General features: G+C 61.4%; 7 protein-coding genes and 1 pseudogene. 1 reads left to right on the forward strand and 7 read right to left on the reverse strand.

All coding sequences use genetic code 11. The features are described 5' to 3' along the window. The 7 genes and pseudogenes from P8X48_11645 to P8X48_11675 all read right to left on the reverse strand — a co-directional run. Positions 1 to 1129, reverse strand: a 1129-nt coding sequence (locus tag P8X48_11645; protein MEJ2107957.1) for an aspartate kinase, incomplete at its 3' end; no start/stop codon positions are given. A gap of 68 nt (positions 1130 to 1197) precedes the next feature. Then, positions 1198 to 3641: pseudogene (gene alaS, locus P8X48_11650) on the reverse strand (alanine--tRNA ligase). A gap of 9 nt (positions 3642 to 3650) precedes the next feature. Continuing rightward, complete coding sequence (locus P8X48_11655) at positions 3651 to 4070, reverse strand: regulatory protein RecX (protein ID MEJ2107958.1); 420 nt, start codon at positions 4068 to 4070, stop codon at positions 3651 to 3653. A 53-nt stretch (positions 4071 to 4123) separates the two neighbouring features. Further along, positions 4124 to 5170, reverse strand: coding sequence for a recombinase RecA (gene recA / locus P8X48_11660; GenBank protein ID MEJ2107959.1), 1047 nt, complete (start codon positions 5168 to 5170; stop codon positions 4124 to 4126). Positions 5171 to 5371: 201 nt separating this feature from the next. Further along, positions 5372 to 5887, reverse strand: coding sequence for a CinA family protein (locus P8X48_11665; protein ID MEJ2107960.1), 516 nt, complete (start codon positions 5885 to 5887; stop codon positions 5372 to 5374). A gap of 57 nt (positions 5888 to 5944) precedes the next feature. Further along, positions 5945 to 6823: a DMT family transporter gene (locus tag P8X48_11670; GenBank protein MEJ2107961.1), complete on the reverse strand. Its 879-nt coding sequence runs from the start codon at positions 6821 to 6823 to the stop codon at positions 5945 to 5947. A gap of 264 nt (positions 6824 to 7087) precedes the next feature. Beyond that, entirely contained in the window at positions 7088 to 8320 is a 1233-nt protein-coding gene (locus tag P8X48_11675; protein MEJ2107962.1) for an amino acid permease, read from the reverse strand. Positions 8321 to 8633: 313 nt separating this feature from the next. On the opposite strand from P8X48_11675, the gene P8X48_11680 reads away from it, so the two are divergent. Further along, positions 8634 to 9186, forward strand: a 553-nt coding sequence (locus tag P8X48_11680; protein MEJ2107963.1) for a tetratricopeptide repeat protein, incomplete at its 3' end; no start/stop codon positions are given.

Raw genomic sequence — 9186 nt, forward strand, 5'->3', positions numbered from 1 at the left:
CCGAAGTCGAAATCATCGGGAAATTGATGCCCTCGTCGGCCAGGGTGCGGAACATGGTACTGGCAATACCGGCATGGGAGCGCATGCCTACTCCAACCACCGATACCTTCGCGATCTTATCATCTCCACTGGCCTCGCGGGCACCCAGCTCGCGGGCCTTGTTTTCCAGCAGCTCCAGCGCCTTTTTGAACTCGGCACGGTGGACGGTGAAGGTGAAGTCGGTGGTTCCGTCGCCGCCCACGTTCTGAACGATCATATCGACATTGACCCCCGCCTCGCCCACGGGACCCAGGATCTGGTAGGCCACACCGGGCTTGTCCGGCACCCCGCGTATGGTCACCTTTGCCTCGTCGCGATTAAACGCAATTCCGGAAATCAGGGCCTGTTCCATATTGCTTTCCTCGTAGCTGATCAGGGTTCCGGGACCTTCCTCGAACGAGGACCGGACCCGCAAGGGCACCTTGTACTTGCGCGCAAATTCGACCGAGCGGATCTGCAGGACCTTGGCCCCCAGACTGGCCAGCTCCAGCATTTCTTCCGCGGTAATCCGGTCCAGGCGCCGGGCCTCGGGAACGATCCGCGGGTCGGTGGTATACACCCCGTCGACGTCGGTATAGATCTCGCACTCATCTGCTTCCAGGGCCGCGGCCATGGCGACTGCAGTGGTGTCCGATCCGCCCCGTCCCAGGGTGGTGATGTTCCCGTCCTCGTCCACGCCCTGGAAACCGGCGATCACGACCACGCGGCCGTCGGCCAGATCGCGGCGAACACGGGCGCCGTCGATGTCCTGGATGCGGGCACGGCCATGGATATTGTCGGTCCGGATGTGGACCTGGTGACCGGTGTAGGAACGTGCCGGAATGCCGATACGGTCCAGGGCCATGGCCAGGAGGGCAATGGTGGTCTGTTCACCTGTGGCCAACAGCACATCCAGCTCCCTGGCGGACGGGCTGTCCGATACGCTACCCGCCAGCTCGAGCAGACGGTTGGTCTCGCCGCTCATGGCCGACACCACCACCACGACATCGTTGCCGGCCTTGCGGGTCGCGGCCACCTTTTCCGCCACCGCATGAATGCGCTCTGGCGAGCCGACGGAGGTGCCGCCATATTTTTGGACGATCAGTGCCATGGAAACCGTGTTGCGGAATGCAAAGGGCGCAGATTAAACCTGCTTTCAATCAATGAGTAAACCGGACTTTACGCGCTGAGTTGCTGTTTGACCCATGCCGGAACCTGATCCAGGGCCTCCGGCAGGGCTGCTGCATCCTTGCCGCCGGCCTGGGCCATGTCCGGGCGCCCGCCGCCCTTGCCGCCCACCCGGGCCGCGACCTCGCCGATCAGCTTGCCCGCATGGACACGCTTGATCAGATCTTTAGTCACGCCCGACACCAGGCTGACCTTGCCGTCATCCACGGATGCAAGCACGATCACGGCCGAACCCAGCTTGTCCTTGAGCCGATCCAGGGTCTCCCGCAAGCCCTTCGCGTCCACTCCGTCCAGGCGCGCCGCCAGCACCTTGATCCCGTCGATCTCCTGCGCCTGGTCCGCGAGCTCGCTTCCGGCGGCACTGGCCTGACGTGCCTTGATCTGGGCCAGCTCCTTTTCCAGCTGTTTGCTTCTCTCGGCCAGTTGACGCACCTTGTCCACGGCCTGGGTGCGATCGGTCTTGAGTTCACGCGCGATCACATCCAGGGGTTCTTCCAAATTAAGCAGCATCCAGTCCAGGGCCCCTTGCCCGGTCTTGGCCTCGATGCGGCGCACGCCGGCAGCCACCCCGGATTCCGAGGTGACCTTGAACAGGCCGATATCGCCCGTTCGGCTCACATGGGTGCCGCCGCACAACTCGGTCGAGAAGTCCCCCATACGGAGCACCCGCACCTTCTGGTCGTATTTCTCGCCGAACAGGGCCATAGCGCCGCTGGCCATTGCATCATCCAGGGCCATGAGCCGGGTCTCCACATCGTTGTTGGCGCGGATCTCCGCGTTCACCATGTCTTCTATGGACCGCAACTCGTCGTCTGACACGGGCTGCGGATGGGAGAAATCGAAGCGCAGGTAATCCGGATCCACGAGGGACCCTTTCTGGGTCACATGTGTCCCCAGCACGGTGCGCAGGGCCGCATGCAGCAGGTGTGTCGCCGAGTGATTGAGGCGAATCTCCTGGCGCCGTTCCTCATCGATATGGGCCTTCACCGCCGTGCCCACGGAAAACTCGCCGTGCTCCATTCGGCCAATATGCAGGAATGCTCCGGAGGGATGCTTCTTTGTGTCTTCGACCACAAAGCGGCCAAAGGGCGATTCGATCACGCCACGGTCGCCCACCGGATCGCATCGTGATAATCGACCGCAAAACGACTGGCGGCGCGGGCGCGCTCCCGCTGACCTTCCATGGCTTTTTCGAATCCGGCCATGTCCAGCTTGAGTTCCCGCTCCATGGCGATGTCGCGGGTCAGATCGATGGGGAAGCCATACGTGTCATACAGCTTGAAAATGACGTCACCGGGGATCGTATCGCCTTTCAGACCGGCCAGGTCCTGGTCGAGGATACGCAAGCCCTGCTCCAGGGTTTCGGCAAAACGCTCTTCCTCGCGCTCCAGGGCCGCCACGACATTGTCGCGTGCCTGCGCAAGTTCCGGATAGGCCTCGCCCATCTCCGCGATCAATGGATCCACGAGACGGAAGAAAAATGATTCGGTCGCGCCCAGGCGATGGCCGTGACGAATCGCCCGGCGGATGATACGTCGCAGCACATAGCCCCGACCCTCGTTGGACGGCAGCACCCCGTCGGTGATCAGGAAGGCGGCGGCGCGAATATGGTCGGCGACGACGTTCAGGGAATGGCTCTGTTTCTCGGAACAGCCGATGACTTTGATGGCCGCCTGGATCAGGGCGCGAAACAGATCGATATCATAGTTGCTGTGCACACCCTGCATGACCGCGGCGATACGCTCCAGGCCCATGCCCGTGTCCACTGAAGGGTGCGGCAAGGGCGTGAGCGTGCCGGCGGAATCCCGATCGAACTGCATGAAGACAAGATTCCAGATTTCCACGTAGCGATCACCGTCCTCCTCGGGCGAACCGGGTGGACCCCCGGGTACATCCTCGCCGTGGTCAAAGAAGATCTCCGAACACGGACCACATGGACCGGTATCGCCCATGGACCAGAAATTGTCCTTGTCACCCAGGCGCGAGAATCGATTCGGATCCACGCCGACTTCCTTCAACCAGATGTCCGCCGCCTCATCGTCGTCCTGGTACACGGTGACCCACAGGCGTTCGGACGGAAGCTTCAGCTCCTTCGTCAGGAACTCCCAGGCGAAACCGATCGCCTCGCGCTTGAAATAGTCACCGAAACTGAAGTTGCCCAGCATTTCAAAGAACGTATGGTGACGGGAGGTATAGCCAACATTCTCCAGATCATTGTGCTTGCCACCGGCGCGCACACATCGCTGACTGGACGTTGCACGGCTGTAGTCGCGTTTCTCACGTCCGAGAAACACGTCCTTGAACTGCACCATTCCGGCGTTGGTGAAAAGCAGGGTCGGGTCGTTCGCCGGAACCAGCGGACTGCTGGCTACGATCGCGTGATCGTTGCGGGCGAAATACTCCAGGAAACGTTGTCGAAGCTCGTTGCTCTTCATGGTACGCCGTCAGTCAAACTCGTCAGCCTTCAGAACCTTCATCACCTGTTCCGCACTGAAGCCCCGGGATTGCAAAAAACGCGCCCGTCGGGCGCGTTCCTGGTAGCTTTCAGGCGCCATGGCGCCGTATTTTCGCCGGTGCACTTCCCGCAAGACGTCCAGCCATGCCGGATCCCGGGGGTCCAGCCACTGGTCGATCACGGAGCGAGCGATTCCCTTTTCCTGCAACTCATGCTCAATCCGGAGCGGACCGTAGCCGCGTTCGCGCCGGTTCTGCACGAGGCTCTCGACGAATCGCTCATCCGAAACCAGTCCATCGCGCTTCAGGCCGTCCACCGCGCCCGCCGCGATCTCCCGCGGGCAGCCCTTCTGGATCAGCTTCTGTTCCAGTTCGCGTATGCCGTATTCGCGCCGCGCCAGCAGGTCCATGGCCCGTTTGCGGGCGTAAGGTTGCTCCCAATCAGGCTCGCGGGAACCGCGGTTCAGGCTTCCGCCTCCGCCGGCGCTTCATCGGTGTCCACCAGAGCCACATTCGCGTGGGCACCTACGCCGAGTTCCTGTCGGATCCGGGATTCGATCTCGGCCGCCGTTTCCGGATGCTCCTTCAGGTACTGACGGACATTGTCCTTACCCTGGCCAATGCGGTCCTTGTTGTAGCTGTACCAGGCACCGGCCTTGTCGACGATGTTCAGCTTGACCCCGAGATCGATCAGCTCGCCTTCCTTGGATATACCTTCGTTGTACAGGATATCGAATTCCGTCTGCTTGAATGGTGGAGCCACCTTGTTCTTCACCACCTTCACCCGGGTCTCGTTACCCACAACCTCGTCACCCTTCTTGATCGCGCCGATGCGGCGAATGTCCAGCCGTACCGATGAATAGAACTTCAGGGCATTGCCACCGGTGGTGGTTTCGGGGTTGCCGAACATCACGCCGATCTTCATGCGGATCTGGTTGATGAAGATCACCATGGTATTGGAGCGCTTGATGTTACCCGTGAGCTTGCGCAGCGCCTGGGACATGAGGCGTGCCTGCAGCCCGACATGGCTGGCGCCCATCTCGCCCTCGATCTCGGCCTTGGGCGTCAGCGCCGCCACCGAGTCGATGACGACGATATCCACGGCACCAGATCGAACCAGCATGTCTGCGATTTCCAATGCCTGCTCGCCGGTATCAGGTTGCGAAACCAGCAGGTCCTCGACGTTGACCCCAAGCCGCTCCGCGTATTGCGGGTCCAGCGCATGCTCGGCATCGATGAAGGCGGCGGTTCCGCCCATTTTCTGGGCCTCGGCGATTACCTGCAGGGTCAGGGTAGTCTTGCCTGAAGATTCCGGGCCATAGATTTCAATCACCCTGCCCCGGGGCAGGCCACCGACCCCAAGCGCAATATCCAGACCCAGGGAACCGGTCGGAACCACATCCACCGCCTGCGTTTCCTCGTCCCCCAGACGCATTACCGAACCCTTGCCGAACTGCTTTTCGATCTGGCCGAGGGCCGCCTTGAGTGCCTTGCTTTTCTCGCTATCCATCATTTACTCCTGTGGGCTGGTTTGGGCCCTGTCCATGGGCCGGCGAAAACCGAATTCGGTGCGAATTATTTCATACTTGCTGCGGGCCCTGATAGCCCCGCAGATTGCCGAACCGGACGGAATTCGCCGGCGCGGCTTGCCTTTCCTGTGAAATAACAAGGGGATATGAATCCAAAAGAATACCCGCGAACAGGGAAGCGATCAGGCACGCTCCGCCTCGAGAAAATCCAGCATTCCAAGCAGGGCGCGACCAACCGCCTGGCGCCGAATCTCCCGGCGATCGCCGTCGAAGTGCTCCACCACCACCACAGGTTCCCGACCACTGGCCGCCCAGGCAAGCCAGACGGTACCGACAGGCTTTTCCGCGGTTCCACCCCCGGGGCCGGCAATCCCGGTGATCGCCAGAGCCGCCTGTGCGCGGCTGTTCGCCAGGGCGCCCTCAACCATGGCGCGCGCCGTTTGTGCGCTGACAGCACCGTGGCGCGCAAGTACATCGGTGGTCACGCCCAGCATGTCGCGCTTGGCCTGGTTCGTATAGGTGATAAAACCGCGATCGTACCAGTGGGAACTTCCAGGAACCGAGGTAAGCACCTGCCCTACCCAGCCGCCGGTACACGACTCGGCCGTCGCCAGCATCATGCCCCGTTGCTTCAACAGCTCGCCCAGACCTCGGGCCAATCCTTCAAGATCCTGACTTCTACGGTCTTCGTTGCTCATTCTGCCTCCCGGGACAAAAATACACCGTCCCGGGGGGCAGGCAAACCGAACCGCCCCCTACCCTGCGGGAACGGCTCGCCACTCCTGCCACTGGTGCATCATCAGGCCCAGCAGAACCAGCGCCGTCCCGGCCCACACCACTGGCGCAACTGTCTCGTGATTCAGGACGTGACCCAGCCACAGGGCAAACACCGGCGTCAGCAGGGTCACCAGAGCCAGAGTCGCCGCCGGCAGCTTCTTGAGCAGGTACATATAGAGGCTATACCCGACGGCAGTACCGACGACGCCAAGATAGACGATGGACCCGATCGCACGCCCGGGCATTCGCTGTGGAAGGTGACCGTCGACAAGGACCCAGGCCACGATGAACATCAGCGAGGCCAGGGTCAGCCCTCCTGCATTGACCGCCAACGCATGCAGATCTCCGCCCGCTCGCTTGACCCAGACCCCGCTGAGCGAGAACACAGTGACAGCGAACAACATGGCCAGGATTCCGAGGACCGCATGGGGACCAAGGTTCAGCCCCGAACGGAAGACCAGCGCAAGGCCGGCGATGCCGGTGGCGATCCCGGTCACCTTCAGGGTTGTAAGGCCTCGTTCGTCCAGCCACAGGGCCGCAAAGACACTGGTGACGATTGGTGCCGTAGCGAACAGTACCGAGATCAGTCCCGAAGGAATGTATTGCGCCGCCCAGTAGGTGGCAAACAGCGCCCCGAAAATTCCGCTTGCCGATACGAGATAGACCCGACGCGCCTCACGGTGCCAGGGGAACGGAATCCGCAGCGCACGCAACACAACAAACATCAGAACCGCCGCCAGAACCATGCGGCCGGTAACACCGAATGCAAATCCACCACCTTCACTGCTCCACTGGATCGCAAGAGGTGTGGTCGCCCAGATCAGAACAACTCCCAGGTACGCTGCGGATACGGACATGACTGCTTCCCTTCTCTCGTGGTTGAAAAACAAAAAAGGCCACAGGTTGCGCACCTGTGGCCTTTCGGTATTCGGAATATCTACGGATCTACGTTACATCTCTGACATCCGGCAGGACCACGGGCGCGCGCTACGATGCATCCATCGTACCGACGTCGCACAAATAATCAGTTGGTCTTTTCGGGGAAAGAGATTCATACGTGCATCATGCGATGACGGCCGTGGGTCGTCAAGAGTGAATACGTCACGGAACACATTGCTGGCTCAGTGATTGACCAGAGCTCCACTCAAACTCGCCAGCAACAGCAACAAGGAAAAGACGAAGCCGACAACCGGAATCCAGACCGGGTAGGTAACCACGGTGGAGCCGGACTCCTCCCGTCGCTTGATTCGGACCAGTGAAAGGTTCACCAGGGCGAAGACGATTAGCAGAAGAAAACTGGTGGCCCCCGCCAGCAGAGTCAGGGGAAACCACAAAGCGAACACCACGATGCCGACACTGACCAGGACCGTTGCCAGAATCGGTGTGTGGGTCTTGGCGCTGGTATGCCCAAACACCGGGGGCAACCAACCCTGCCGACTCATGCCATACAGGATGCGGGAAACCATGATGATCTGAATCAGTGCACCGTTGACCACCGCTGCAATGCTGATCAGGCTGATGTAGACCGGTGAGGTACCATTCCCCTGCTGGACGACCCGGGCCAGCGGGGCACCCGCCCGAGCCAGCTCGGACGGCGGAACGGCCGACACGGCAACCAGGGCAACGCAGGCGTACAGCAGGGTGGATAGCACGAGAACAGACAGAACACCCCGTGGCAGATTACGGCGGGCATCCTTGACCTCTTCCGCGACATTCACCATGTCCTCGAAACCAAGAAATGCGTAGAACGCCAGAAATGCACCGGTCATGATTCCGGGCCAGACAGAGATGTCGCCCAGGGAAGCGGTCATTTCGTGCAGACGCTGGGGCAGGTGACCGAGACTGCTACCACCGGCCCAAATCACCCAAAGCAATCCCCCAACCTCAACCAGGGTTAACAGGCTCGCCATGAGTACCGACTGCACCACCCCCCAAACGGCGAGCCCCCCGAGAATGAGGACGATGGCGACGACGCCCATCCAGTCTGGCACGGGGGCAAGGACCTGCAAGTAACCAACAAAACCGCGTGCAAGCGCCGCCGAGGAAACAATGCCCGAAAGGGCGATAAAGGCGCCTGCGCCGATCGCCAGGGACCGGCGTCCGAGGCCGTGCTGCACGTACACGGCCTCACCCGCACTCAGTGGAAAGCGCGATGAAAGTTCAGCGTAGGAAAACGCGGTCATGGATGCCACGAGCGCGGCCACCAGAAAGGACAAGGGCGCGAACACGCCGGCCTGGCCGGCCACCTTGCCGACCAGCACGTAGATCCCGGCCCCGAGGGTGTTGCCCAGGCCATAGAAGATGAACAGCGGCAGGGAAATACTACGCTTCAGTCCGGTTTCGTTGTCTTCCATTCACCCATACTCGTGCACAAGGGCGGTACCCAGAAGAGACCTCCCGCCGGGTGCCAGTCGACCGCATTCTAGCGTAAATGCGCGGACCGACGGCGGGAAGAACTGCCCCTGATCCGCATAGGGCGGTGACGCCCCGCGCCAGATTCCGCGGTCCTCCGATGAAGGTCGCAAGGGACGCTTAGCCCCTAAGTTTCTGTAATTCCGATCTTTTTCTCATGGTAATGGTAATTTTCACCCGTGGCACGTTTCTTGGACATCAGAGGGTGAGAATCCGCGGCGCCCGCCTCTCCGCCCGGAAACGGAGGAAACCAACATGAAATGGCTCGCCAGCAAAATCTGGCCGATTTCTGCTTTGGCCTGCACCCTGTTCCTCAGCGGCGCGGGCAGCGCTCCGGCCCTCGCGGAGATGCCTCGGCCGGGCCCGCGTTCCGATTCCATCGGTCAGGACCTGACCCGCACCGGACTCGTGCCCGACACATTCCAGGCGGGTCTCCAGGCCTACAACGAGGGTCACCCGGAACAGGCGGTCCGACTGTGGCGCCCTCTTGCGCAAAGCGGCTATGTGCTGGCGCAATACAATCTTGGCTTGGCCTATGCGCGCGGTACCGGCGTCCCCAAGGATATCGTCGCCGCGGCGCGCTGGTGGGAACAGGCCGCTCGACAGGGCCATATCGACGCCCAATACAACCTTGGTCTTGTATACATCCGCGGCCAGGGTATCGCGCGCAATCCCGGTCTCGCCGCGCACTGGTGGACCCGGGCTGCACTCGCTGGTGATGCCGCCGCGCAATACAATCTCGGCATGATGTACGCCCGGGGCGAAGGCGTGGAATACGACATGAAATCTGCCATCTCATGGTGGCAGC

This window comes from Acidiferrobacteraceae bacterium (genome assembly GCA_037388825.1).
Lineage (GTDB): Bacteria > Pseudomonadota > Gammaproteobacteria > Acidiferrobacterales > JAJDNE01 > JARRJV01.

What these genes read in the sequence shown, in the direction of transcription:
- P8X48_11675 (MEJ2107962.1), bottom strand. Translation starts at nt 8,320, where the DNA reads ATGGAAGACAACGAAACCGGACTGAAGCGTAGTATTTCCCTGCCGCTG.
- recA (MEJ2107959.1), bottom strand. Translation starts at nt 5,170, where the DNA reads ATGGATAGCGAGAAAAGCAAGGCACTCAAGGCGGCCCTCGGCCAGATC.
- P8X48_11665 (MEJ2107960.1), bottom strand. Translation starts at nt 5,887, where the DNA reads ATGAGCAACGAAGACCGTAGAAGTCAGGATCTTGAAGGATTGGCCCGA.
- P8X48_11670 (MEJ2107961.1), bottom strand. Translation starts at nt 6,823, where the DNA reads ATGTCCGTATCCGCAGCGTACCTGGGAGTTGTTCTGATCTGGGCGACC.
- P8X48_11655 (MEJ2107958.1), bottom strand. Translation starts at nt 4,070, where the DNA reads ATGGACCTGCTGGCGCGGCGCGAATACGGCATACGCGAACTGGAACAG.